Origin of the sequence: Frigidibacter sp. MR17.24 (assembly GCF_037095655.1) — a bacterium.
Lineage (GTDB): Bacteria > Pseudomonadota > Alphaproteobacteria > Rhodobacterales > Rhodobacteraceae > Frigidibacter.
Map to the genome: position 1 here is coordinate 896,749 of NZ_JBAWKE010000001.1, position 24,199 is coordinate 920,947.

At 70.8% G+C, this 24,199-nt stretch carries 19 protein-coding genes; 8 read left to right on the top strand and 11 right to left on the bottom strand.

Annotated features, from left to right (window positions below; translation table 11 throughout):
• Positions 1–46 precede the first annotated feature (46 nt).
• The 3 genes from V8J39_RS04170 to V8J39_RS04180 form a co-directional block, all read right to left on the bottom strand.
• A complete protein-coding gene (locus tag V8J39_RS04170; protein ID WP_336459595.1) occupies positions 47–1,990 on the bottom strand; it encodes a TRAP transporter large permease in 1,944 nt (647 codons plus the stop codon).
• Positions 1,987–2,604 (bottom strand): TRAP transporter small permease subunit, encoded by a 618-nt coding sequence (locus tag V8J39_RS04175; protein ID WP_336459596.1) that lies wholly within the window; start codon positions 2,602–2,604, stop codon positions 1,987–1,989. Before V8J39_RS04175 ends, V8J39_RS04170 begins: the two co-directional genes overlap by 4 nt.
• Before the next feature lie 914 nt (positions 2,605–3,518).
• A complete protein-coding gene (locus tag V8J39_RS04180) occupies positions 3,519–5,195 on the bottom strand; it encodes a glucan biosynthesis protein (protein WP_336459597.1) in 1,677 nt (558 codons plus the stop codon).
• A gap of 286 nt (positions 5,196–5,481) precedes the next feature.
• Between V8J39_RS04180 and V8J39_RS04185 the strand changes: the two genes are divergently transcribed.
• The 5 genes from V8J39_RS04185 (at position 5,482) to V8J39_RS04205 (ending at position 10,650) form a co-directional block, all read left to right on the top strand.
• Complete coding sequence (locus tag V8J39_RS04185; RefSeq protein WP_336459598.1) at positions 5,482–6,600, top strand: ABC transporter substrate-binding protein; 1,119 nt, start codon at positions 5,482–5,484, stop codon at positions 6,598–6,600.
• Positions 6,601–6,761: 161 nt separating this feature from the next.
• A complete protein-coding gene (locus V8J39_RS04190) occupies positions 6,762–7,649 on the top strand; it encodes an ABC transporter permease (RefSeq protein ID WP_336460195.1) in 888 nt (295 codons plus the stop codon).
• A complete protein-coding gene (locus tag V8J39_RS04195; protein ID WP_336459599.1) occupies positions 7,646–8,428 on the top strand; it encodes an ABC transporter permease in 783 nt (260 codons plus the stop codon). Before V8J39_RS04190 ends, V8J39_RS04195 begins: the two co-directional genes overlap by 4 nt.
• On the top strand, positions 8,428–9,489 hold the full coding sequence (locus V8J39_RS04200; protein WP_336459600.1) for an ABC transporter ATP-binding protein: 1,062 nt from the start codon (positions 8,428–8,430) through the stop codon (positions 9,487–9,489). The genes V8J39_RS04195 and V8J39_RS04200 overlap by 1 nt, the downstream gene beginning before the upstream one ends.
• A 216-nt stretch (positions 9,490–9,705) precedes the next feature.
• Positions 9,706–10,650, top strand: a complete 945-nt coding sequence (locus V8J39_RS04205) for a lysylphosphatidylglycerol synthase transmembrane domain-containing protein (protein ID WP_336459601.1) — start codon at positions 9,706–9,708, stop codon at positions 10,648–10,650.
• Between the two features lie 4 nt (positions 10,651–10,654).
• Here the strand turns inward: V8J39_RS04205 and V8J39_RS04210 are convergent, their stop codons facing one another.
• From V8J39_RS04210 to ssb, 6 genes are all read right to left on the bottom strand, one after another.
• Positions 10,655–13,792, bottom strand: coding sequence for an efflux RND transporter permease subunit (locus tag V8J39_RS04210; RefSeq protein WP_336459602.1), 3,138 nt, complete (start codon positions 13,790–13,792; stop codon positions 10,655–10,657).
• A 48-nt stretch (positions 13,793–13,840) separates the two neighbouring features.
• A complete protein-coding gene (locus tag V8J39_RS04215; protein ID WP_336459603.1) occupies positions 13,841–14,986 on the bottom strand; it encodes an efflux RND transporter periplasmic adaptor subunit in 1,146 nt (381 codons plus the stop codon).
• 133 nt (positions 14,987–15,119) lie between these two features.
• Positions 15,120–16,430, bottom strand: coding sequence for a TRAP transporter large permease (locus tag V8J39_RS04220; protein ID WP_336459604.1), 1,311 nt, complete (start codon positions 16,428–16,430; stop codon positions 15,120–15,122).
• Between the two features lie 2 nt (positions 16,431–16,432).
• On the bottom strand, positions 16,433–17,014 hold the full coding sequence (locus tag V8J39_RS04225) for a TRAP transporter small permease (RefSeq protein WP_336459605.1): 582 nt from the start codon (positions 17,012–17,014) through the stop codon (positions 16,433–16,435).
• A gap of 225 nt (positions 17,015–17,239) precedes the next feature.
• Positions 17,240–18,223, bottom strand: a complete 984-nt coding sequence (locus tag V8J39_RS04230; protein ID WP_336459606.1) for a TRAP transporter substrate-binding protein — start codon at positions 18,221–18,223, stop codon at positions 17,240–17,242.
• A gap of 233 nt (positions 18,224–18,456) precedes the next feature.
• A complete protein-coding gene (ssb, locus tag V8J39_RS04235; RefSeq protein ID WP_336459607.1) occupies positions 18,457–18,996 on the bottom strand; it encodes a single-stranded DNA-binding protein in 540 nt (179 codons plus the stop codon).
• A gap of 282 nt (positions 18,997–19,278) precedes the next feature.
• Between ssb and V8J39_RS04240 the strand changes: the two genes are divergently transcribed.
• Positions 19,279–19,827: a lytic transglycosylase domain-containing protein gene (locus tag V8J39_RS04240; RefSeq protein ID WP_336460196.1), complete on the top strand. Its 549-nt coding sequence runs from the start codon at positions 19,279–19,281 to the stop codon at positions 19,825–19,827.
• A 140-nt stretch (positions 19,828–19,967) separates the two neighbouring features.
• Here the strand turns inward: V8J39_RS04240 and V8J39_RS04245 are convergent, their stop codons facing one another.
• A complete protein-coding gene (locus tag V8J39_RS04245) occupies positions 19,968–20,180 on the bottom strand; it encodes a DUF1127 domain-containing protein (RefSeq protein WP_336459608.1) in 213 nt (70 codons plus the stop codon).
• A gap of 86 nt (positions 20,181–20,266) precedes the next feature.
• Here V8J39_RS04245 and V8J39_RS04250 point away from each other — a divergent pair, with 86 nt between their 5' ends.
• Positions 20,267–21,676, top strand: coding sequence for an aminotransferase-like domain-containing protein (locus V8J39_RS04250; protein ID WP_336459609.1), 1,410 nt, complete (start codon positions 20,267–20,269; stop codon positions 21,674–21,676).
• A gap of 194 nt (positions 21,677–21,870) precedes the next feature.
• Complete coding sequence (gene glgX, locus V8J39_RS04255) at positions 21,871–23,928, top strand: glycogen debranching protein GlgX (RefSeq protein WP_336459610.1); 2,058 nt, start codon at positions 21,871–21,873, stop codon at positions 23,926–23,928.
• Here glgX and V8J39_RS04260 read toward each other — a convergent pair whose 3' ends face one another.
• Positions 23,929–24,198 carry a DksA/TraR family C4-type zinc finger protein gene (locus V8J39_RS04260; RefSeq protein ID WP_336459611.1) on the bottom strand — a complete coding sequence of 90 codons (270 nt, stop codon included), beginning with the start codon at positions 24,196–24,198 and terminating at the stop codon, positions 23,929–23,931.
• Between the last annotated feature and the right edge of the window lies 1 nt (position 24,199).

The window sequence follows — 24,199 nt, forward strand, 5'->3', positions numbered from 1 at the left end:
CGGCAGAATCGAAAACGGCGGCCCGGTCAGGGGCCGCCGTTCGTGGTCAGTTCGACGTCGCGGGCGGGGCGAGGCCGGGCGGAAGGCCCTGCCCCGGCACCACCGTCTGCGGGGCGGGCGCCGGGCTGGGCGCCGCGCCGGCCCCCGGGGCCGCGGGCGCCTGCAGGCCCGGCGGCAGGCCGAGGCCACCGCCCGGCGCGGGCATCCCGCCCGGCGCCGGGGTCGCCCCCGGTGCCGGAGCCGGTGCAGTCCCCGGCGCCGCGCCGGGCGCCGGCGCGCCACCGAGCCCGCCACCAAGGCCACCGCCGAGCCCGCCACCAAGACCGCTACCAAGACCGCCGCCCAGACCGCCGCCCAGACCGCCACCAAGGCCGCCACCCAGCGTGGGCAGCTTGATCTCGACATTGGTCAGGTCGACCGGCGGCCCCTTGTAGCGCATCACCATCTGCGGGAAGGCGATGACGATCGCGATCATCACGATCTGGATGCAGACGAACGGCACCGCGCCCCAGTAGATCTGCCCGGTGGTGACCGGCGCCATGGTCTTGCCGGTCAGACGGTCGACATAGGGGATCTTCGGCGCGACCGAGCGCAGGAAGAACAGCGCGAAGCCGAAGGGCGGGTGCATGAACGAGGTCTGCATGTTCACCCCCAGGATCACCCCGAACCAGATCAGGTCGATCCCCAGCGCATCCGCCGCCGGCGCCAGCAGCGGCACGATGATGAACGCCAGCTCGAAGAAATCGAGGAAGAAGGCGAGCAGGAACACCATGATCGACACCGCGATCAGGAAGCCCGTCTCGCCGCCCGGCAGCGAGGTCAGCAGATGCTCGACCCAGACATGGCCGTTCACGCCGTAGAAGGTGAGCGAGAACACCCGCGCGCCGATCAGGATGAACATGACGAAGGCCGACAGCCGCGTGGTCGCGGCCAGCGCGCCGTCGATCACCTTGTAGGACAGCCGCCCCTTCATCCCCGCGAGGATCAGCGAGCCGACCGCGCCCATCGCCCCGCCCTCGGTCGGCGTGGCGATGCCGAGGAAGATCGTGCCGAGCACGAGGAAGATCAGCGCCAGCGGCGGGATCAGCACGATGATCACCTGCTGGGCGAGGCGGCTCATAACCCCGGTCTTCAGGCCGCGGTCCGCCAGCGCCAGCACGTAGATCACCGCGATGCCGACCACGGCGCCCAGGATGTCGGCATTGGCGCCATGCGTCGGTTCCAGCCAGACGTGGGCGCCATAGGTGATCAGGCCGCACAGCACGAGCGCGACCAGCAGCGAGGTCACGCCCGAGCCGAGCGTGCGCGCCTCGAGCGGCAGCGCCGGCACCATCTTCGGCCGCACGATCGACAGCACGAAGACATAGCCGAGGTAGAGCCCGGTCAGCACCATGCCCGGCACCAGCGCGCCCTTGTACATGTCGCCCACCGACCGGCCGAGCTGGTCGGCCAGCACGATCAGCACCAGCGAGGGCGGGATGATCTGCGCGAGCGTTCCGCTTGCCGCGATCACGCCCGAGGCCACGCGCCGGTCGTAGCCGTAGCGCAGCATGATCGGCAGCGAGATCAGGCCCATGGCGATCACGCTCGCCGCGACGACGCCGGTGGTGGCCGCCAGCAGCGCGCCGACGATGATCACCGCATAGGCGAGGCCGCCGCGCACCGGGCCGAACAGCTGGCCGATCGTGTCCAGCAGATCCTCGGCCATGCCGGATTTCTCAAGCACGATGCCCATGAAGGTGAAGAACGGGATCGCGAGCAACGTCTCGTTGGCGAGCACCCCGCCCCAGAACCGTTCCGGCAGGGCGTTCAGCAGCGGCCAGCTGAGGTTGATCGCGCCGTTCGACAGCGGCGCCAGTTCCACGCCGATCACGAAGAAGATCAGCCCGTTGGCCGCGAGCGAGAAGGCGACGGGATAGCCGAGCAGCAGGAAGCCGATCAGCGAGGCGAACATGATCGGCGCCATGTTCGAGGCGATGAACTCCATCATTTGCGGGGCTCCTTCGCGGGATCGACGCCTTCGGCCATGATCGAGGCGGCAGAGGCCTCGCCCTCAAGCTCGGCGGCGGCGTGGGAGGACACGAAGGGGTTCGGATCCTCGATCACGCCGCGCATCACCGCGACCTTCTTGATGATCTCGGACAGGCCCTGCAGGAACAGCAGCAGGAACCCCGCCAGCAGCAGCGCCTTCGACGGCCAGATGATCAGCCCGCCCGCGTTGGTCGACATCTCGCCGCTGCGGAAGGAATACGAGACCCAGGGCACGAAGAAGTACAGCATCAGGATCACGAAGGGCATCAGGAAGAAGACATGGCCGAACAGGTCGATCCAGTGCTGCACCCGGCGCGACCAGACCCCGTAGAGGATGTCGATGCGGATGTGCTCGTTCTGCTTCAGCGTGTAGGCCGCCGCCAGCAGGAAGGCGCCCCCGTAGAGGTACCACTGCAGTTCCAGCCAGGCGTTGGACGAGGTGTTGAACACCTTGCGCACCACCGCGTTGCCGGCGCTGATGATCACCGCGATCAGGATCAGCCAGGCGACCGAACGCCCGATGATGTCATTCGCGCGGTCGATGCCGCGCGACAGGGCCAGTAAGCCGCCCATCGTCCCCTCCCTCATCTCCTCCGGGATCCCTGTGGCGCCTGGGCGCACGGAACCCCCCGGGCCCATATGACCGAAGCGGTCCTTTCCGTCAATCGGCCGCGACGATCCGGTAAGGTTATCTTACCGAAATGCGTGATCACCCACCTAATCCCTTGCCGTGCCGCGGTTTCACTGGCCTGCCGACCTGACCAGATGCCCGTTTCGCGGGCATATGCCGAAGCTGTCGGCAGATGGCGGCTGCCAGTCGGCTGCCAGTCGGCTGCCAGTTGGCGGTCGGTGGCGGTGGCCGGTGACGGCAGGGTGCCTGCGGCACGGATCGTGCGGCACCCAGCCTGCGGCGCGCAGGGATCGGGCGGGTCTCCTCCGGGGGCGAGGGTCCGACAGCGGCGGCGATCGCGCAAGCCCCCAGTGCCGCCGGCCCGGACTGACGTTGCTGCCCCCTGCACCGCCGGCGCCCCCCGGGCGCCGCGCCCGACGCCCCGCGCCCCGCAGGTCGTGCCCCGCAGTTCGCGCCCCGCAGTTCGTGCCCTGTCACGCCTGCCCTGTCGGGCGTGACCTCCCTGCGTCCCTGCCCGGCCCGGTCCGCCCGATCTGGCCTGCCCCTGCAGCCCGCACATGCCGCCTGCTGCCCGCGGCTTGCGCCCCGTGCAGATTGCCCCAGTCGGCTGATCCCAGTCGGCTGATCCCGGTCGGCCTATCCCGTTCGAGCGATCCCGATCGGCGTTTCCCGGTCGGCTCGCCCCGATCGGCCCGTCGCACGCGGCGCGCGCCGCGCCCAAAGCGCGTCGCCCCGCCCGGCTCCCCCAGCGCAACCCTGCCCACGTGGCCCGACATGGCCTGCGTCAAACGGCGCCCCGCGCGGCGCCTGTCCCGTGCCGTGCGGCCGGCGCGCCATCGGTGGCCGGCGGGCCCGGTCAGGGCGCGAGACCGCGGTTGCGATCGAACTGGGCGGGGTGGATCTGGCCGAGCCAGGTCTCGGTCAGCGCGGCGCCGTCGCGCGAGAGATAGGCGCGGATGTCGGCGGTCTCGACCGCCTCGGCCGAGATGTCGAAGATCAGCCGCCAGCGGTCGGTGCCCACCACCGGCAGCGCATAGGCCTGTTCAAGCGTCACCCCCGGCGGCACCGTCACCTCGGGGCGGACGCGGTCCTGCTGGCCCAGCCCCTTGATCGCCGGCCCCTCGAAGTCGATCGCGACCTTCAGGTGCCCGGCCGGGCGCGGCTGGCCCGGTACGCCGCCCGCCCCCAGCCGGGTCGCCACCGCACGCGCCAGCGGCCCCGGCAGCGCCACCCGGTCGACCCAGTGCAGGTTGTAGCGGAACGCGTGCTCGCGCCCCGGCGCGGGCGGGGTCTCGGGGTTCCAGAAGGCGACGATGTTGTCGTAGATCTCGTCGTCGGTCGGGATCTCGACCAGCTGCACCTGCCCCCGGCCCCAGCCGGCCCCGTCCGGTCCCGGCAGCGGCTCGATCCAGACCGAGGGGCGGCGGTCGTAGAACACGCCGTCGTCTTGGTAGTTCTCGAAGGCGCGGTCGCGCTGCACGAGGCCGAAGCCGCGCGGATCGGCGGTGCCGAAGCTCGAGGTGACGACGCGGGGCGGGTTCATCAGCGGGCGCCAGACCTGCTCGCCGTTGCCCATCACCATCATCAGCCCGTCGGTGTCGTGGATCTCGGGGCGCCAGTCGCTGCCCTGCAGCCGGTTGGTCTCGGAATACCAGAACATCGAGGTGAGCGGGCCGATCCCCACCCGCTCGACCGCGCGGCGGAAATGCAGCCGGGCGGTGATCTCCATCACCTGGCCCTGCCCTTCGGCATTGGCGCAGACCATCCGGTAGGCGCCCGCGACCGAGGGGCCGTCCATCAGCGCGTTGATGATCACCACCGCCGGGCGCCCGTCGACGGTCTGGCCCGGCGCCGGCAGTTCGAGGTGGAATTCGGTGAAGCGGGGGAATTCCTCGGGAATGGTCATGCCGGTGTTCAGCGCGATCCCGCGCGCCGACTGGCCGTATTGCCCCAGCGCGCCGTCGGTGCGGAAATAGGCCCCGCCAAGGAAGCTGATCCAGTCGGTCTTCAGGCTGTCGCGCATCAGCCGGAAGCCGGCAAAGCCCGTGCCCTTCGTCAGCCGGTGCGCGGGGCTGTCGGCCGGCATCTCGAAGAACCGCTCGTCATAGAGCACCTCGCGCGACAGGCCGTCCTGCACGACGGTCACCGTCACCGGGCTGCGGAAATAGGTCCCGAGGTGGAAGAACTGCATCGGCACCGCCCCGACCGCGACCGAGGCCTCGGGGCGGAAGCGGATGCGCCAGTGCGCGTCGTAGTCGATCGCGGCCAGCACCTCGGGCTGGGGCACGACGACCGGGGCGAAGGGCTGCGCCGCCAGCGCCGCCGCGCGCGCGGCGAGATCGTCGAAGCCGAAGGGTCGGGCCGGGCCGAAGGCGGGGGTGAAGCCGGTTTCGGCCGCCGTGTCCGCCAGCGCCCCGCCCGGCAGGCACGGCACCAGCCCCGCCGCCCCGAGGCAGGCGAGCGCGTCGCGCCGGGAAAAGCCCCGGCTGCGGCGCGGGGTGGTCGGGCGGTCGAAGGGGGGCAGTGCGGTCACGGGTCGCTCCTGAGACGCGGCGGCCGGACCGCGCGGCGCGGGACGGCCGCGCCGGTGTGGCCGGGATTGGGCGCGCGCAGCATGGGCGGAGCGCGCCGCGCAATGCAAGTCACGGTGGCGCGGGGTCGGGCCGGCGGGCTGCGGCGTGGTGCGGTGTCACGAAACTGTTGCAATTGCCCGGCTCTGTGGGCTTGATCGCTGTCACATTACCGACGTGAACACGCGTTAGGCAGCGCATCCGGGCAAGACCGCCCACCAGCTTCTGCCGCATCGACAGGGAGTTAACATGAAAACCGCTCGCAGCCTCACGCGCCTCTCGACGGGGCTTCTCGCGCTTGGCGCGCTTCTGGGCTCGACCGCCCTCGCCTCGGCCCAGTCGATGGCCGAGCTTGAAGCCGCGGCCAAGGCCGAGGGCATGCTGACGACGATCGCGCTGCCGCACAGCTGGTGCGGCTATGGCGACGTGATCGCGGGCTTCAAGGCCAAGTACCCCGAGATCGAGGTGAACGAGCTGAACCCCGACGCGGGCTCGGCCGACGAGCTGGAGGCCGTGCGCGCCAACGTCGGCAACACCGGCCCGCAGGCGCCCGACGTGCTGGACGTGGGCCTGTCCTTCGGCCCGCAGGCCAAGGAAGAGGGCCTGCTGCAGCCCTACAAGGTCGCTACCTGGGACGAGATCCCGGCCGAGGTGAAGGATGCCGACGGCTACTGGTACGGCGACTATTACGGCGTGATGTCGTTCATGGTGAACAAGGACCTGATCGACGAGGTCCCGACCGACTGGGCCGACCTGCTCAAGCCCGAATACGCAGGCTCGGTCGCGCTGGCGGGTGATCCGCGCGCCTCGAACCAGGCGATTCTCGGGGTGCTGGCCGCCGGCATGGGCACCGGCGCCGCCGCGGGCGAGGCCGCCGGCAAGGCCGGGCTCGACTATTTCGCCGAGATGAACAAGGCGGGCAACTTCGTCCCGGTCATCGGCAAGGCGGGCACGCTCGCGCAGGGCGCGACGCCGATCGTCATCGCCTGGGACTATAACGCCCTGTCGTGGCGCGACGGCCTGAACGGCAACCCGCCGGTCGAGGTCGTGGTGCCGAAGACCGGCGTGCTGGCCGGCGTCTACGTCCAGGCGATCTCGGCCCATGCGCCGCATCCGAACGCCGCCAAGCTGTGGATGGAATACCTGTATTCGGACGAGGGCCAGTCGCTGTGGCTCAAGGGCTACTGCCACCCGGCGCGGTTCAACGCGATGTCGGCCGCGGGCAAGATCCCGGCCGAGCTGCTGGAGGCGCTGCCCCCGGCCGAGGCCTACGAGAAGGCCTATTTCCCCTCGCTCGCCGAGCAGGACGGCAACAAGGCGGCCGTGACCGCCGGCTGGGACGCCACCGTCGGCGCCAACGTCCAGTGACCTGACGCACCGCCCGCGCGCGCCCGTCCGGGCCGCGCGGGCCCCTTCTTCTCCCGACCGGGATCCTCCCCATGACCGAGAGCCCGCCGGGCCAATCACAGGGCCAGACACAGGGCCAAAGACAGGGCCAGTCGCAGGCCCAGGTCCTCGCCACCGCGGCGATGGCGCCCGAGGCGATCGCCCTGCCCGGCCCCCGCCCGCGCCGCAGCCTGCCGCTGGCCTGGCTGGGCATCCTGCCCTTCGCGGCCTTCGTGCTGCTGTTCCTGTTCCTGCCGACGCTGAAGATCGTGATCGGCGCCTTCCAGACGCCCGAGGGCGGGCTGACGCTGGAAAACCTTGCCGGGCTGTTCACCCCCTCGATCCTCTCGAGCTACTGGATCTCGATCAAGATCTCGGTCGCCTCGGCGGTGCTGGGCTGCCTTGTCGGCTTCCTGATGGCGGCCTCGATGGTGCTGTGGGGCCTGCCCAAGGTCGTGCGCGGGCCGCTTCTGACCTTTTCCGGCGTCGCGTCGAACTTCGCGGGCGTGCCGCTGGCCTTCGCCTTCCTCGCCACGCTCGGGCCGCTTGGACTGGTGACGATGTGGCTGCGCCAGGAATTCGGCATCAACCTGCGGGCGCTGGGGTTCAACATCCTGTCGTTCTGGGGCCTGACGATCACCTACCTGTTCTTCCAGATCCCGCTGATGATCCTGATCATCACCCCCGCGCTCGACGGGCTGAAGCGCGAATGGCGCGAGGCGGCCGAGGTGCTGGGCGCGAGTTCGGGGCAGTACTGGCGGATGGTGGCGCTGCCGATCCTGTTCCCGGCGCTGCTGGGCACCTTCGCGCTGCTGTTCGCCAACAGCTTCGGCGCGGTGGCGACGGCGATCGCGCTGACCGGATCGTCGCTCAACATCGTGCCGATCATGCTGTTCGCGCAGATCCGCGGCGACGTGCTGGGCGACCCGCACCTGGGCTATGCCATGGCCTTCGGCATGATCGTCGTCACCTCGATCGCCAACACGATCTACATCGTGCTGCGCGTGCGCTCGGAGAAATGGCTGAAATGACCAAGCTTCTCGCCTGGATCGTCTTCCTGCTGGGGGTGGCCTACTTCGTGATCCCGCTGGTGGGGATGACCGAGTTCTCGCTGTCGATGCGGCGCGGGGTCTATTCGCTGGACGCCTATGACGCGGTGATCGCCGACCCGCAGTTCCGCCAGACCTTCGGCTATTCGGCGCTGATGGCGGTGATGACCATCGTCTTCTCGGCGCTTCTGGTCGTGCCCACCGCGTTCTGGGTGCAGCTGAAGCTGCCGCGCCTGCGCCCGGTGATCGAGTTCGTGACGCTGCTGCCGCTGGTGATCCCCGCCATCGTCATCGTCTTCGGCTACATCCGGCTTTACAACACCAGCAGCTGGCTGCCGCTGACCGGCACCACCTTCGGCACCAACCTGCTGCTGATGGTGGGCTACATGACGCTGTCGCTGCCCTACATGTACCGCGCCGTCGACACCGGGCTGCGCACGATCGACGTGCGCACCCTGACCGAGGCCGCGCAGTCGCTCGGCGCCGGCTGGATCACGATCCTGGGCCGGGTGATCCTGCCCAACGTGCTGGTCGCGGTGCTGTCGGGCGCCTTCGTCACCTTCGCGATCGTGCTGGGCGAATTCACCCTCGCCGCGCTTCTCAACCGCCCCGCCTTCGGCCCCTACCTGCAGCTGATGGGCGCCAACAAGGCCTACGAGCCCTTCGCGCTGGCGGTGATCGCCTTCGCCATCACCTGGATCTGCATGGGGCTGATCCAGCTTGTCACCCGCTTCCAGAAACACGTGAGGGCCGCGCGCTGATGTCCTTCCTCGAAATCTCCCACCTCGAGAAGTCCTACGGCCCGACCCGCGTGGTGAAGGACTTCAACCTGTCGATCGGACAGGGCGAGTTCATCTCGCTCCTCGGGCCCTCGGGCTGCGGCAAGACCACGGTGCTGCGCATGGTCGCGGGGTTCGAGACGCCCTCGGGCGGGTCGATCACCGTCGGCGGGCAGGACGTGACGCGGCTGCGCCCGAACCAGCGCTCGATCGGGATGGTGTTCCAGGCCTATGCGCTGTTTCCCAACCTCACCGTCGCCGACAACGTGGGCTTCGGGCTGAAGGTCAAGGGCGTGCCGCGGGCCGAGCGGGCGCCGCGCATCGCCCGCATGCTCGAGATGATCGGGCTGTCGCACCTGGGCGCGCGCTATCCGTTCCAGCTGTCGGGCGGACAGCAGCAGCGCGTGGCGCTGGCGCGCGCGCTCGCGCCCCAGCCCTCGATCCTGCTGCTGGACGAGCCGCTGTCGGCGCTTGACGCCAAGGTGCGCGTCTCGCTCAGGACCGAGATCCGCGAGATCCAGAAAGAGCTTGGGATCACCACGCTCTTCGTCACCCACGACCAGGAAGAGGCGCTGTCGATCTCGGACCGGATCGTGGTGATGCACGGCGGCGTGGCCGAACAGGTCGGCGCGCCCTTCGACATCTACAACCGCCCGGCGACGCGCTTCGTCGCCGAATTCGTCGGCCAGCTGAGCCGGATCGAGGCGCAGGTGCTGGTGCCAGAGACCGGGACCGTGCGGCTGGGCGGCGCCGAGGTCAGCCTTGGCCGGCCGCTGCCGCCGGGCCGCGCGACGCTGGCGCTGCGCCCCGAGGCGGTGGTGATGGACCGCCCCGGCGAGGCGCCGGCCCCCGGCCGCATCGCCCTGCCCGCCACGGTCTGCGACGTGCAGTTCCTGGGCTCGGTCATCCGCATCGGCGCCGAGACCGGCGGCGCGCGGCTGCATCTGGACAGCTTCAACCGCCCCGATCAGCCGCCGCCGGCGGTGGGCAGCCCGGTCACGCTGTCGGTCGCGCCCGGCGACGTGCTGGTGCTGGCGGACTAGGCCGCCGCGGCCGGAGGGGGCGCGGCCGGGGCGCGGCTGGGCGCCACCGGCGTGGCAGGCCCGCGCCGACGCGGCGGAAATCGGCGGGTTCCGGCCCGGCGGCGCATCACGAGACTGGCGCAACCGGCCCCGCTGACTATATGGCAGCCATGCGGGCCGGTCGCGCTGCCCCAGCGCGGATCCCCACGGCCCGGGTTTCAAGGAGTGCACCGGCCCGTGCTGACCGGAACGATCCGCAGACAGGTGCCGATGCGGCTGATCCGCCTCGTGCTGCCCTTCGTGCTTCTCGCGCTGCTCTGGCACCTGCTGGACGGGCCCGAGATCGTGGCGCGGCTGTCGGATGCCGATCCGCTGTGGCTGAGCCTGTCGATGGTCGCGGCGCTGCTGCAGTTCCCGTTCCTCGCCTTCCGCTGGCGGCTGACCGCGGGCGCGCTGGGTCACCCGATCCCGCGCGGCCAGGCAGTGAAGGAATATTTCGTCGCCCAGCTGGTCAACCAGACCCTGCCCGGCGGCATGCTGGGCGATGCCGCCCGCGTGGTGCGCACCCAGAAGCAGGCAAGCCTCGGCACCGCCACCGGCGCCGTGGTGATCGAGCGTCTGGCCGGCCAGGTGACGCTGCTTCTGGTCACGCTCGCGGGGCTGGTGCTGGCGCATGTGCTGCCCGGCGGCGTCGTCTGGCCCGAGGGCACCGCCACCGTCGTCGCCTGGTGCCTGGGCGCCGCGGCGGTCGTGCTGGCGGTCGCGGCGCTGGCCTGGCGGACCCGGCCCGACACCGGGCGGCGGCTCGCGTCCTCGCTGCGCCGGGCGGTCTTCGCGCGCGGGATCTGGCCGCGGCAGGTGATCCTCAGCCTCGGGGTCGTGGCCTGCAACCTGTCGACCTTCTACTTCGCCGCCCGCGCCATCGGCGTGACGCTGCCGCCCGAGGCCGCGGTGACGCTGGTGCCGCTGGTGCTGACGGCGATGCTGGTGCCGCTGACCATCGCCGGCTGGGGCTTTCGCGAGGGCGCGGCCGCGGGGCTGCTGCCGCTGGCGGGCGTCGCCTCGGAACCGGCGGTGGCGGCCTCGATCGTCTTCGGCGCCGTGATCCTCGCCGCGAGCCTGCCGGGTGTGTTCTGGCTGGCCCCGGCGGACGAGGACGACGAGCCCACAAAGGCGCGCTGACGCGCTAGCCCGCCGATCCCGGCCGGGCGGTCAGCGCCGCCGCGCTGTCCAGCTCGGACAGAAGCCGCGCCTCCTCCTCGACCTTGGGCCGGGTCAGCCGCGCCAGCAGCAGGTAGGCCACCGGCGTGAGATAGAGCGTCGCCACCGTCGCAAGGCCCAGTCCCCCGACGATGATCCAGCCCAGCACCGCCCGCGCCTCGGCCCCCGCGCCCTGCGCCAGCACCAGCGGCACGCCGCCGATCACGGTGGCGATCATCGTCATCATCACCGGCCGCAGCCGGGTGACCGAGGCCTCCTCGATCGCGCGGCGCACCGGGCGGCCCTCGTCGCGCAGCTGGTTGGCGAATTCCACGATCAGGATGCCGTTCTTGGCCATGATGCCCACCAGCAGCACCAGCCCGATCTGCGAATAGACGTTCAGGCTGCCGCCGGTCACCGCCATCGCCACCACCGCGCAGGCCAGCCCGAACGGCACCGTCGCCATCACGATCAGCGCCGAGACGAAGCTTTCGAACTGCGCCGCCAGCACCAGCAGCACGATGACGATCGCAGTGCCGAAGGTCAGCGCGATGCCGCGGTTGTTCTCGGCCAGCGTCGCCGCCTCGCCCTGGCTCAGGATCCGCACGCCGGGCGGCAGCACCTCGGCCGCCAGCCGCTGCACCTCGTCCATCGCGGCACCGAGCGGCATCGCGTCGTCAAGGCTCGCGGTCATCGGCACCGCCCGCATCTGCCCCACGCGCTTCAGCTCGGGCGCGATCGACCCCTCGGTCAGCGTCACCACCGACGAGGCCGGGATCATCGCCCCCGAGCGCGCGCGCAGGAAGATCCGCTCGAGATCGCCGGGATCGTCCACCGGGTCGAGCGTCGCCATCATCTTCACGTCGATCGCGCGGTCGCCCAGGAACACCGTGCCCACCGGGTTGCCGTCCAGCACCGCCCGGATCGCCTGCCCCAGCCCGGCGATGTCGATCCCGAGGTCCGAGGCGCGCTCGCGGTCGACGGTCACCGACAGCTGCGGCTGGGTGGTGTCGTAATCGACCCCGACCCGGCCAAAGCGAGGGTCCGTCTCCATCCGCTTCAGCAGCGCGTTGCTGGCGGTGGCGAGCGTGGCGTAATCCTCGCCCACCAGCGAGAACGACAGCCCGTTGCCGCCGCCGCGCACCCCCAGCGAATTGCCTTGCCCGATGTAGATCCGCATCCCGACGATGCCGTCGAACTGCGCGCGCAGCTCGGCCGCGATCTCCTGCTGGCTGCGCGACCGTTCGGTCCAGTCCGACAGCGTCACGAACAGCATCGCGAAATGGTCGCGGTTTCCCAGCCCGATCGCGGCGAAGGTCGCGGCGATCTCGCCGCGCGCGCGCAGCGGCTCGAGCAGCTGCTCGACCTCGGCCACCTTGGCCGAGGTGTAGTCGATCGAGGACCCCTGCGGCCCGAAGATCACGATCCGCAGCCCGCCGCGATCCTCGGGCGGGGTCAGCTCCTGCTGCAGCGATCCCGCCAGCGCCCAGGCGACCAGCGCAAAGCAGCCCGCGGCCGCGACCACGACCAGCGGCGCCTCGAGACAGGCGTGCAGCGTGCGGGCATAGACCCGCGCGAACAGCGCGCCGAACCGCGCGGGCAGCCCGCGCCCGCCCGCATCGATCGCCTGCCGGCCCAGCATCCGGCTGGCCAGCACCGGGCACAGCGTCAGCGCCGTGACCGACGACAGCAGGATCGAGATCGCCAGCGTGAAGCCGAATTCGCGAAACAGCCCGCCGGTCTGGCCGGGCAGGAACGACAGCGGGATGAACACCGCCGCCAGCGTGGTCGTGGTGGCGATGACGGCGAAGAACACCTGCTGCGTGCCCAGCACCGCCGCGGCGCGCGCGCCCATCCCCTCGGACCGGCGCCGCACGATGTTCTCCAGCACGACGATCGCGTCGTCGACGACCATCCCCGTCGCCAGCACCAGCGCCAGCAGCGTCAGGATGTTGACCGAAAACCCCACCAGCCAGATCGCCGCCACCGTCCCCACCAGCGCCACCGGCATCGCGATCACCGGGATCAGCGTCGCGCGCCAGTCGCGCAGGAACAGCCAGATCACCCCGGTGACGATCAGCACCGACATCGCCAGCGCGATCTCGACCTCGTGGATCGAGCCGCGGATGAAATCGGCGCTGTCCGAGGTGACGAAGATCCGCACGTCCTCGGGCAGGGTCCTGGCCAGCCCGTCGACGATGCCGCGCACCGCCTCCGAGATCTCGAGCGTGTTCGACTGCGCCTGCCGGATGATCCCCAGCCCGATCCCGGTCTGGCCGTTGGCGCGCAGCAGCGTCTCGCCGGTGTCGGGCCCGAGCGAGACCTGCGCCACGTCGCCCAGCCGCACCTCGGGCGTCAGGCGCAGCGCCTCGAATTCGTCGGGTGTCGCGACCGGGGCGAGCGCGCGCACCTGCAGGTTCAGCCCCCGCGCCCCCAGCGCCCCCGCCGGCGCGTCGAAATCCATCGTCCCCAGCGCCGATCGCACATCGGCCAGCGTCAGCCCGCGCGCGGCCAGCCCCTGCATGTCGATGTCGACCCGGAACACCGGCTCGCGGTCGCCCCAGGCGGTGACGTCGGCCACGCCCGGCGCCGCCATCAGCCGGTCCTCGACCTGGTCCTGCACGATCTGCGTCAGCTCCTGCGGCGAGCGGCGGGCCGAGGTGACCGCCACCCGCATCACCGGGTCGCTGTCGGCATCGGCCTTGACGATGCGCGGTTCGTCGGCGTCGCCGGGCAGGCTGCCGCGGATCCGCGCCACCGCGTCGCGCAGGTCCGAAGCCGCGACATCGAGATCGACATCGTCGCGGAACTCGACCGTCACCCGGCTTTGCCCCGCGCGCGAGGTGGACGAGATCGAGCGCACGCCGCTGACCCGACCCACCGCGCCCTCGATCTCGGCGGTGACCTCGCGGTCCATCGTCTCGGGCGAGGCGCCGTCGAAATCGGTGTTGATGGTGACGACGGGGCTGTCGACCTCGGGCAGCTCGCGGATCTCGGCGGCGCCGAAGGCCGCGAGGCCCGCGATCACGATCAGCGCGTTGATCACGAAGGCCAGCACCGGCCGGCGCACGAGGACGGCGGTCGACGAGGACGCGACGCGCCCGGGCCGCGGGGCCGCGCTCATGCCGCGCCCCCGGTCATGCGGAAGGCCCCGTCATGTCGAGAGGCCCCGTCATGTCGACGGTCCGGGCTGGACGCTGACCTCGCTGCCGGTGCGCAGGCTCACGACGCCCTCGACCACCACGAGGTCACCCGGCTCGAGCGCGGCATCGACCAGCACCACGTCCGAATTGCGCTGCAGGATCTGCACGGAAACCGTCGCCGCCTTGCCGTCGCGCACCACCCAGACATAGGCGCTGCCGGTGCCCCACTGCACCGCCATCGGATCGACCGCGGTGCGCATCTCGCCGGGCAGGTTCAGCCCGACGCGCAGCGCCATCCCCGCCCGCAGCCGGTCGCCGGGGTTCTCGACCTCGGCCTGCACCCGAAGCGTGCGGCTCGCGGCCTCGACCCGGTTGTCGAGCGCGGTGATCCGCCCGGCGATCAGCTGCGCGGGATCGGCCAGCGGCGCGGCATGGACCGCGTCGCCCTGCGCGATCTGCGCCACCAGCCGCTCGGGCACGCGGAAGTCGACCAGAAGCCGCGAGCGGTCCTCGATCGTGGTGATCTCGACGCCCGAGGCCAGCAGGTCGCCCGGCTCCAGCGTGACGATCCCGACCCAGCCCGCGACCGGCGCCTCGATCCGGTGCTGGGCCAGCACGCGCTCGCTCTCGGTCAGCGCCAGCTCGGCGTTGCGCAGCGCCAGCTCGGCATCCAGCCGCTGCTGCACCGTGCCCGATCCGCTCTCCTCCAGCCGCCGCATCCGCCCCAGCTCGTTGCGGGCGTAATCGAGGCTGACGCGAGCGCGCTCGACGGCGATCCGGGCCGCGGCATCGTCGATCTGCACCAGAAGCTGGCCCGCCTCGACCCGCTGCCCCGAGCGGATGCCCAGCGCGGTGATCCGCCCGGTGCGCTCGGCCGCCACGGTGACGGACCGGATGCCGCGGGTGGTGCCGATCGCCTCGATGCGGGTGTCCATCGCGACGCGGCCTGGCGGCACCGCGATCACCGGCACGCCCTTGGGCGTGCGCACCGCCGGGCCGCGGCCGTCGCCGGCCGGGGCCTCGCCCTCGTCGCGGATCAGGCCGATGACCTGCATCGGCCGCTCGAGCCCGGCGGCGCGCAGCAGCGGGCGCGCGCCCGGCAGCCACAGCGCCGCGGCCGCCGCCACCGCGATCACGAGGCAGAGCGAGACGATGATCTGCTTCCAAAGCACCATGGGAGGCTCCGTCGCGGGGTCACGGGCAGGCGGAACCTGCAGCGGGGATTAGGCGTCAAAGCCGCGGCGCTGGCAAGCCGGCCCGGGCAAGCCCCGAACTGGCCCGAACAGGCCCGAACTGGCCCCTTCGCGCTCAGCCGGGGCCGCTGCGCATGTTCTCGGGCAGCCAGGTCGCGAGGCCGGGGAAGGCGATCAGCACGAAGACCATCACCACCATGATCGCGAACATCGGCAGCGCGGCGCGCGCGATCCGGTTCATCTCGTGCCCGGTCATCCCCTGCAGCACGAACAGGTTGAAGCCGATCGGCGGGGTGATCTGCGCCATCTCGACGACGACGACGATGAAGATCCCGAACCAGATGAAATCGATGCCCGCCTGACGCACCATCGGCTCGACCACCGCGATCGTCAGCACGACCGACGAGATACCGTCAAGGAAGCAGCCCAGCACGATGTAGAACACCAAAAGCGCCATCAGCAGCTGAAAGCGCGTAAGCTCCATCCCCCCGATCCATTCCGCCAGCGCCCGCGGCAGCCCGGTGAAGCCCATCGACAGCGACAGGAACGCCGCCCCCATCAGGATCAGCGCGATCATCGCCGAGGTCCGCGCCGCCCCCATCAGCGAGGCCGAGAACGTCGCCCAGCTGAGCGAGCCCTGCGCCCCCGCCAGCACCAGCGCCCCCGCCACCCCCAGCGCCGCCGCCTCGGTCGCGGTGGCAAGGCCCAGGTACATCGACCCGATCACCACCACGATCAGCGCCATCACCGGCGCAAGAAAGCGCGAGTTGGCCAGCTTCTGCCCGAAGGTCATCGCCGGTTCGGGCGTGGGCGTGAAATCGGGGGCCAGACGGCTCATCACCGCGACATAGCCCATGAACATCGCCGCCAGCACCAGCCCCGGCACGATCCCGGCCATGAACAGCTTGGTGATCGATTCGTTGATCGTGACCCCGTAGACGATCAGCGTCAGCGAGGGCGGGATCATCAGCCCCAGCGTCGCCGCCCCGGCCAGCGTGCCGATCACCAGCCGCTCGGGATAGCCGCGCTTGCGCAGCTCGGGGATCGACATCTTGCCCACCGTGGTCAGCGTCGCCGCGGACGAACCCGAGACCGCCGCGAAGACCGTGCAGCCGACGACGTTGGTGTGCAAAAGCCCCCCCGGCAGCCGCGCGAGCCAGGGCGCCAGGCCGCGGAACATGTCCTCGGACAGCCGGGTGCGGAACAGGATCTCGCCCATCCAGATGAACAGCGGCAGCGCGGTCAGCGTCCAGCTGGACGACGAGCGCCACACGATGGTCAGCATCGCGTCGCCGATCGGACGCGAGGTGAAGATCTCCATCCCCATCCAGGCCACGCCCAGCAGCGCAAGCCCCACCCAGACGCCCGACCCCAGAAGCAGGAACAGGATGAACAGGAAGACGGCGATCGGTCCAAGTTCGGCCATGGCTATTCCCCCTGGACCTGGTCGGCCTGCGGCTGGTCGGGCAGGTCGTCCTCGGTGATGTTGTCGCGCCCGGTCAGAAGCAGCGTGACCAGGTTGTCGGCCATGCACAGCGCCAGCAGGATCGCCCCCGCCGCCATCGGCAGTTGCACGATCCACAGCGGCGTCGCGTCCTGGCCCTGGCTCACGTCGTGCAGCTTGCGCGACCAGTAGACGGCGCGGCAGGCATACCAGGCGACGGTGCCGGTCATCAGCGTGGCGAAGGCCAGGCACCAGGCCTCGGCCCACCGCCGCCGCGGGCCCAGCGCGCTCAGCAGCAGGCTCACCCGGATATGCGCGCCGCGGTTCATCGCATGGGCGAAGGTCAGGAACGAGGCGGCGGCCATCAGGTAGCCCGCGTAATCCGCCGCCCCCGGGAAGATCAGCCCCGACCAGCGCGCCACCATCTGCGCGAGGATCACGGCGAAGATCGCCAGCAGGCAGGCCGCGCCCAGCACGCCCGCACCGTCATAGACGGCGTCGAGCGCGCGGCGCAGCACCGGTCTCGGCCCGGTCCGCGGCTTGGAGGCTTTCGGCAGGTCGGTCATCTCTGCTCCGCAGCGAAAGAAGGTCGTCGGCACGGCGGGTCGGTCCCGCCGCCCCCCAAGGGCGCGGCCCGGACAGGCCCCGCCTCTGGCCGCGTTCGGCCCCGCAATCAGTCCCGCAATCGGCCCGCCCCCGGACCAGCGCGCGGCCCGCCCGGGCCGAATGAGCGGCCCGGGCGGCGACCGTTCGGATGACGGGTGTCCCGCGACGGCGTCAGGCGGCTGGCGTCAGTTGGCGCGATAGGCGTCGACGATGGCCTGGCCCTGTTCGCCCGCGGCGGCGATCCAGTCGGCGGTCATCGTCTCGCCGAAGCCCTGCAGGTCGGCCTTCAGCTGGTCGGACGGGTCGGCGACCGTCATGCCGTTGTCGGCCAGCGTCTTGAGATAGCCCGCCGTCAGCTCGCGCGCGGTGGCAAGGCCCCGCTCCTCGGCCTCGGCGCCGCAGTCCAGCACCGCGGTCTGCCCCGCCCCGTCCAGCCCGTCGAACATGTCCTTGTTCACGAACACCATGTTGCGCGGCAGCCAGGCCTGCACGTCGTAGAAATGGGTCAGGCTCTCCCAGACCTTGCTGTCGACCCCGGTCGAGCCCGAGGAGACGAAGCTTTCGGCCACGCCCGTCGCCAGCGCCTGGCTCAGCTCGGCGGCCTCGATCTGCACCGGCACCATGCCCGCCAGCTCGGCGATCTTGGCGGTGGCGGCGTTGTAGGCGCGGAATTTCACGCCCTTGAGATCGGCGGCCGAATTGACGTCCTTCTTGGTGTAAAGCCCCTGCGGCGGCCACGGCACGGCATAGACATAGACCAGGTTCTGGTCCGCCAGCACCGACTTCATCGTCTCGAGGCCCGCGGCCCACAGCTTCACCGAGTCGTCGAACGAGGTGGCCAGGAACGGGATCGAATCCAGCCCGAAGATCGGGTTCTCGTTGGCATGGGCCGAGATCAGCCGCTCGCCGATCGGCGCCTGCCCGGTCTGCACCGCGCGCTTGATGTCGTTGCCCGCGAAGAGCGAGCCGTTGGCATGCACGACGATGTCGACCGCGTCGCTGGTCGCGGTCTTCACGCAGGCGGCGAAGGCCTCGGCGTTCTGCGTGTGGTAGTTGGTGCCGGGATAGGCGACCGGCATGTCCCAGGTCTCGGCCCCGGCGGCGCCCGCGGCGAGCCCGGCGACCAGCGCCAGCCCCGAGGCGGTCATCAGCGTCCTTGCAGCATTCATCGTGATCGTCTCCCTGTGGATCCAGCGCCCCCGCACCGCGCGCGGCCCGGGACGCGGCCCCGCCTGCCGGCGCACCGGGGCGGAACTCGTTGTTCCACCAACAAAGCCGCTCGGGGCCGATCACGCAAGCGCGACGAGCGCCCCACCCCCGCGGCCGCAATGAAAAAGCGCCCGCGGCCAAGGGACCGCGGGCGCCTGATGCCGACAGTGCCGGCAGATCGTGACGGGGCGGATCAGAACGGGATGTCGTCGTCCAGATCGTGGCGCCCGCCGCCGGCCGGGGCCCGGCCGCCGCCGCCGCCACCCGACGGCGCGCCGCCGCCGAAGCCGCCGCCCGAGCCGCCGCCATAGCTGTCCTCGGGCTCGTAGCCGCCGCCGTAGCCGCCGCCACCGCCCTGCCCGCCGCCCGAGCCGCCGCCGTCGCGCCCGTCAAGCAGCGTCAGCTCGCCGCGATAGGGCCGCAGCACGATCTCGGTGGTATAGCGGTCCTGGCCGGACTGATCCTGCCATTTCCGGGTCTCGAGCTGGCCCTCGATATAGACCTTCGAGCCCTTGCGCAGGTACTGCTCGGCGATCTTGGCGAGCGGCTCGCTGAAGATCGCGACGCTGTGCCACTCGGTGCGCTCCTTGCGCTCGCCCGAGTTGCGGTCGCGCCAGGTCTCGCTGGTGGCGATGCGCAGGTTGCAAACCTTGCCGCCGTTCTGGAAGCTGCGCACCTCGGGGTCGCGCCCGAGGTTGCCGACGATGATCACCTTGTTGACCGAGCCCGCCATCGGCGCCTCCCTGCTGCTGAACTGTGCTGCCCGAATCCGACGGGCGGTTCCCGGCGTTAGACCATCCGCGCGCCCGCGCATCAAGCCGAACCCCGCCGCGGGCCCCCAGGCGCGCGCTTTGCGAAACGCGGTCGCCTAAAGACTCGCGCCACCGCGCGCGATCTGTATACTCCGGCCCGGGACAGGTGGGCGCGGGACGACAGCGTGAACAGAGTGATGGGTATCGCCCCGGCACTGCGCCGGCGGCTTGTGATCGGGACGGCCCTTCTGGCCGCGGGCGTGATGATGGCCGATGCGGCGGCGGCGCAGGACGCGCGGCGCTCGACCAAGGGGCGGATGGCGATCTTCGCCAACCAGGCCAAGATCCTCGACGGCCGCGCCGCCCAGCAATACGAGAATTCCACGCGCTACCAGCCGCGCTACGACACCGCGGTCTCGGCCGCGATCCCGCGCTATGTCGGCCGGTACAAGGGCGAATACATCGCCGTCGCCCGCGCCGCCGCGCGCAAGCACGCCGTGCCCGAGGATCTGTTCCTGCGGCTGGTGCAGCAGGAATCGGGCTGGAACCCCGGCGCGGTCTCGCCCAAAGGGGCGACCGGCCTCGCGCAGCTGATGCCCGAGACCGCGCGACGCCTCGGCGTCGACATGCTGGACCCGAAGCAGAACCTCGAGGGCGGCGCCCGCTATCTGCGGATGATGTACGACCGCTTCGGCAACTGGCAGCACGCGCTGGCGGCCTACAATGCCGGGCCCGAGGCGGTGACCCGCCACAAGGGCATCCCCCCCTACCAGGAAACCACGAATTACGTGAAGGTCATCCTCGGCGGCTGACCGGTGCCGCGCGGCCATCGCGCCGGCATTGCACCTGGCAGGCGCGTCGCGCGACCGCCGTCGTCACGCGAAAAAAGCCGGACCCAACGGGGCCCGGCCAGGAAGAGGTCTCCGTCAGGGGTGGCGGAGCCCCGATGCCGTCACTCGGCCCAGAAGGCCTTGCCGCTCTCGCGCAGCGCCTCGAGGTGATCGAGCCCGATATCCTGCAGCAGGTGGCCGTCCAGCTTGGCCAGCGCGGCGCGCTGGCGGCGCATCGCCTGCCAGCCGCGGAATCGGGTGACAAGACCCACACCCCGGATCCGGGTCTTCGCGCCATTGCCGGCGGAACCATGGCTGATCGGAAGCGTCGTCATCTCATCACCTTTTGTGTTGATACAATCCTGTGTTTGCCGTAAGTGTAGCGATACACCCGGCCCTTTGAACCTTCCAGAGATACATTGTGACTGGTACAACTTGGCGTCCCGACCTCTCGCTCTATGACGGGCCGAAATACCTGGCGCTCGCGCGCGCCCTGCGCGACGCGGTGCGCGACGGCGCGCTTGGCGAGGGCGAGAAGCTGCCCCCCGTGCGCGAACTGGCCTGGCGCATCGGCGTCACCCCCGGCACCGTGGCGCGCGCCTACACGATCGGCACCGACGAGGGGCTGCTCGAGGCCGCCGTCGGCCGCGGCACCTTCGTGGCGGCCCGCGCGCCGCGGCTCGGCCCCAGCCAGTCGCTGCACATCGAACGCCCCGAGCCGCTGCCGGGCCGCGACCTGCCGGTCGACCTGCGCTCGCCGCAGTTGCCCGATGTCGGCCAGGGCGCGGCGCTGACCGACGCGATGGGCCGCGTCGCCGGCACGCTGGGCGCGGACTGGCTGGAATACCCCTCGCTGCGCCGCGACCTGCCGCTGCGCGCCGCGATCGTCGCCTGGATGGCGGGCCGCGACCTTGGCCCGCTCGACGCCGACGACATCGTCTGCTCGCACGGCGGCCAGTCGGCGATCAACATCGTGCTACAATGCTGCCTGCGCGGCGACCGCCCGGTGCTGATGGGCGAGGAACTCGCCTATCCGGGCTTCCGCCATGCCGCGCGGCTGAACCGGGCCGAGATGGTGCCCGTCGCGCTCGACGCGAACGGGATCCGTCCCGACGCGCTCGACCAGGCCTGCCGCCGCCAAGGCGGACGGATCCTGTTCGTCACGCCCGAGGCGCAGAACCCGACCACCGTGCGCATGCCCGTCGACCGCCGGATCGAGATCGTGCGCATCGCCCGCGCCCATGACGTGCAGATCATCGAGGACGACTGCTATTCGGTGCCCGGCGTCAACGTGCCCAGCCTGCGCGCGCTGGCGCCCGAACGGGTCTGGCACGTCTCGTCGCTGTCGAAATCGCTGTCGGCCGGCCTGCGCATCGGCTGGGTCGTCGCGCCCGAGGGCATGGGCGAGGCCGGGCGCCTCGCGGCCCAGCACAGCTTCTTCGGCCTTGCCCGGCCGATGACCGACATCGTCACCGACCTGCTGACCTCGGGCCGCGCGGCCGAGCTGCGCGACCGGATCAACACGATCTACGCGCGGCGGCTCGACATGGTGGTGGCGGCGTTCAAGGGCTATGACGTCAGCTGGCAGCCGGGACTGAGCTTCCTGTGGCTGAAGATGCCGCTGGGCTGGCGCGCCTCGACCTTCGCGCGCGAGGCCGAAAGCGCCGGGGTGCTGGTCCGCTCGGCCGACGAATACGCGCTGCAGGACGGCCACGCGCCGAACGCGATCCGCATCGCGCTCGCCGGCGGCGTGCCCGAGGAGCAGTTCGCCCGGGCGCTGTCCGCCCTGCGCCGGCTGCTCGGCAACCCGCCGGGCGACCTGCCGGTGTGATCACGCGCGCCGTCGGGGGACACCCACGGGTGTGATCGCACCGCGGGGACACGGGCGGCGCCGGGCCGGGCGCTGATTGCGGCGCCCGCGCCGGTCCGGGTCGCGTGATGCGCGGGAACCCGATGGCCTGCTTCGCAGTTGCAGCGACATCCTTGTCGCCGGCCCTCTCCTGGCCCCTGCACCCGAGGCACCTCATGCGTGACGAGATTTCCCCTGCGCTCGACTTCGATCCCGCCAATGCCCGGCCCCACCGGCTGGGCGCCGAATATGACGGCGAGGGCACCAACTTCGCCCTGTTCTCCGAGAACGCTACCCGGGTCGAGCTTTGCCTGTTTGGGCCCGACGACAAGACCGAGACCCACCGCATGGACCTGCCGGCGATGGAGGGCGGGATCTGGTTCGGCTGGCTGCCCGGGATCCGGCCCGGCCAGCGCTACGGCTACCGCGTGCACGGGCCGCAGGCGCCCGAGGAAGGTCACCGCTTCAACCCTGCCAAGCTGCTGCTCGACCCCTATGCGCGCGAACTGTCGGGCTGGCTCGACTGGGACGATGCGCTGTTTGGCTACACGATCGGCCAGTCGGATCTTGATTTCGACCCGCGCGATTCCGCGCCGTTCATGCCCAAGGCGGTGGTGACCGATCCCGATTTCGACTGGGAATCCGACGCCGCCCTGCGCCACCCCTGGGAAAAGACCTTCATCTACGAGGCCCATGTGAAGGGCCTGACCATGCGCCATCCCGGCGTCGTCGCGGCCGACCGCGGCACCTTCCGCGGCCTCGCCAGCCAGCCGGTGATCGACCACCTCAAGCGCATCGGCGTGACCACGATCGAGCTTTTGCCGGTGCAAAGCTTCGTGCAGGATCGCCACCTGCAGGAAAAGGGGCTGTCGAACTACTGGGGGTACAATACGCTCAGCTTCTTCGCCCCCTACCGCCGCTATCTCGCCACCGGCGAGATGCGCGAGGTGAAGGAGGCCGTGAAACGCTTCCATGCCAACGGCATAGAGGTCATCCTTGACGTGGTTTACAACCACACCGCCGAAGGCAACGAGATGGGGCCGACGCTGTCGTTCCGCGGCATCGACAACGCCGCCTACTATGTGCTGTCGCCCGAGAACCCGCGCCACTGCTTCGACGTCACCGGCACCGGCAACACCGTTAACGTGGCACATCCGATGGTGCTGCGCATGTTGCTGGATTCGCTGCGCTATTGGGTCGAGGTCATGCATGTCGACGGCTTCCGCTTCGACCTGGCCTCGACGCTGGGGCGCGAGGCCACCGGCTTCGAGAGGGAGGGGGCCTTCTTCGCCGCGATCCGCCAGGACCCGGTGCTGGCCGGCGTCAAGCTGATCGCCGAGCCCTGGGACGTCGGCGAGGGCGGCTATCAGGTCGGCGGCTTCCCCTGGCCGTTCCGCGAATGGAACGACAAGTTCCGCGACGACACCCGCGGCTTCTGGCGCCGGGACGGATTGTTGCAGGCGATGCCGCAGCGGATCCTCGGCTCGCCGGTACAATTCGCGCATTCCGACCGGCCCGCGACCAGCTCGATCAACTTCGTCGCGGCCCATGACGGCTTCACGCTGTGGGATACGGTCAGCTTCAACGACAAGCACAATGACGCGAATGGCGAGGACAATCGCGACGGCCATGATCACAATGTCAGCCACAATCTCGGCGCCGAGGGCCCGACCGAGGATGACGGCGTGCTCGAGGCGCGGCGGCGGCGGGTGAAGGCGATGCTGGCGACCGTGCTTCTGGCGCAGGGCGTGCCGATGATCCTGTCGGGCGACGAACACGGCCGCAGCCAGGGCGGCAACAACAACGCCTATGCCCAGGACAACGAGATCAGCTGGACCGACTGGGAGGCCGTCGACGACACGCTGGTCGCCGCCGTCGCCGACCTGGCGCAGTTCCGCATGGCCGGCGACGGGATCTCGCGCTCGCGCTTCGCGGGCGAGGAGGAGGTGGACGAGCCGGGCGCGATGCGGCTGACCTGGCTGAACACCCAGGGCGCGCCGATGGAAGAGGGCGACTGGCATTCGGGCCAGGAGTGCCTGATGGTGCGCTTCGACCCGATCGAGGGCGGCAGCCTGGTGATGGCCTTCAACCCCGGCGACGATCTGGTGCTGACCCTGCCCGAGGGCGACTGGATCCGCCGGATCGACACGGTTGCCGAGCGCGTCGCCTGTTCCGTTCCGGAACAGGGCGAGGTGCGGGTCGGCTGGCAGTCGGTCACCGTCTGGGCGATGTGACTACTTGAGCTGGCTGTCCTTCGAGCCGCGGCGGTTGATGCCGCCGCGGGTCACCGGCCGGGCGTCGCGGCCCTTCTGGCAGTCGATGCACAGCTTCACGCCCGGGATCGCCACGCGCCGCGCCTCGGGGATCGGCTCGTCGCATTCCGCGCAGGCCGAAAGGCTTTCGCCCACCGGCGCCCGGCGCGCCTTCATCCGCGCCAGCTCGTCCGAGATCGAGGCCTCGATCTGGTCGTTCACCGCCCCGTCGGGCGCCCATCCGCCTGCCATG

Excerpts from the sequence above, each read along its gene's own strand:
- V8J39_RS04170 (WP_336459595.1), bottom strand. The coding sequence starts at position 1,990 with ATGATGGAGTTCATCGCCTCGAACATGGCGCCGATCATGTTCGCCTCG.
- V8J39_RS04175 (WP_336459596.1), bottom strand. The coding sequence starts at position 2,604 with ATGGGCGGCTTACTGGCCCTGTCGCGCGGCATCGACCGCGCGAATGAC.
- V8J39_RS04185 (WP_336459598.1), top strand. The coding sequence starts at position 5,482 with ATGAAAACCGCTCGCAGCCTCACGCGCCTCTCGACGGGGCTTCTCGCG.
- V8J39_RS04190 (WP_336460195.1), top strand. The coding sequence starts at position 6,762 with ATGGCGCCCGAGGCGATCGCCCTGCCCGGCCCCCGCCCGCGCCGCAGC.
- V8J39_RS04195 (WP_336459599.1), top strand. The coding sequence starts at position 7,646 with ATGACCAAGCTTCTCGCCTGGATCGTCTTCCTGCTGGGGGTGGCCTAC.
- V8J39_RS04200 (WP_336459600.1), top strand. The coding sequence starts at position 8,428 with ATGTCCTTCCTCGAAATCTCCCACCTCGAGAAGTCCTACGGCCCGACC.
- V8J39_RS04210 (WP_336459602.1), bottom strand. The coding sequence starts at position 13,792 with ATGAGCGCGGCCCCGCGGCCCGGGCGCGTCGCGTCCTCGTCGACCGCC.
- V8J39_RS04215 (WP_336459603.1), bottom strand. The coding sequence starts at position 14,986 with ATGGTGCTTTGGAAGCAGATCATCGTCTCGCTCTGCCTCGTGATCGCG.
- V8J39_RS04220 (WP_336459604.1), bottom strand. The coding sequence starts at position 16,430 with ATGGCCGAACTTGGACCGATCGCCGTCTTCCTGTTCATCCTGTTCCTG.
- V8J39_RS04225 (WP_336459605.1), bottom strand. The coding sequence starts at position 17,014 with ATGACCGACCTGCCGAAAGCCTCCAAGCCGCGGACCGGGCCGAGACCG.
- V8J39_RS04230 (WP_336459606.1), bottom strand. The coding sequence starts at position 18,223 with ATGAATGCTGCAAGGACGCTGATGACCGCCTCGGGGCTGGCGCTGGTC.
- ssb (WP_336459607.1), bottom strand. The coding sequence starts at position 18,996 with ATGGCGGGCTCGGTCAACAAGGTGATCATCGTCGGCAACCTCGGGCGC.
- V8J39_RS04240 (WP_336460196.1), top strand. The coding sequence starts at position 19,279 with ATGATGGCCGATGCGGCGGCGGCGCAGGACGCGCGGCGCTCGACCAAG.
- V8J39_RS04245 (WP_336459608.1), bottom strand. The coding sequence starts at position 20,180 with ATGACGACGCTTCCGATCAGCCATGGTTCCGCCGGCAATGGCGCGAAG.
- glgX (WP_336459610.1), top strand. The coding sequence starts at position 21,871 with ATGCGTGACGAGATTTCCCCTGCGCTCGACTTCGATCCCGCCAATGCC.
- V8J39_RS04260 (WP_336459611.1), bottom strand. The coding sequence starts at position 24,198 with ATGGCAGGCGGATGGGCGCCCGACGGGGCGGTGAACGACCAGATCGAG.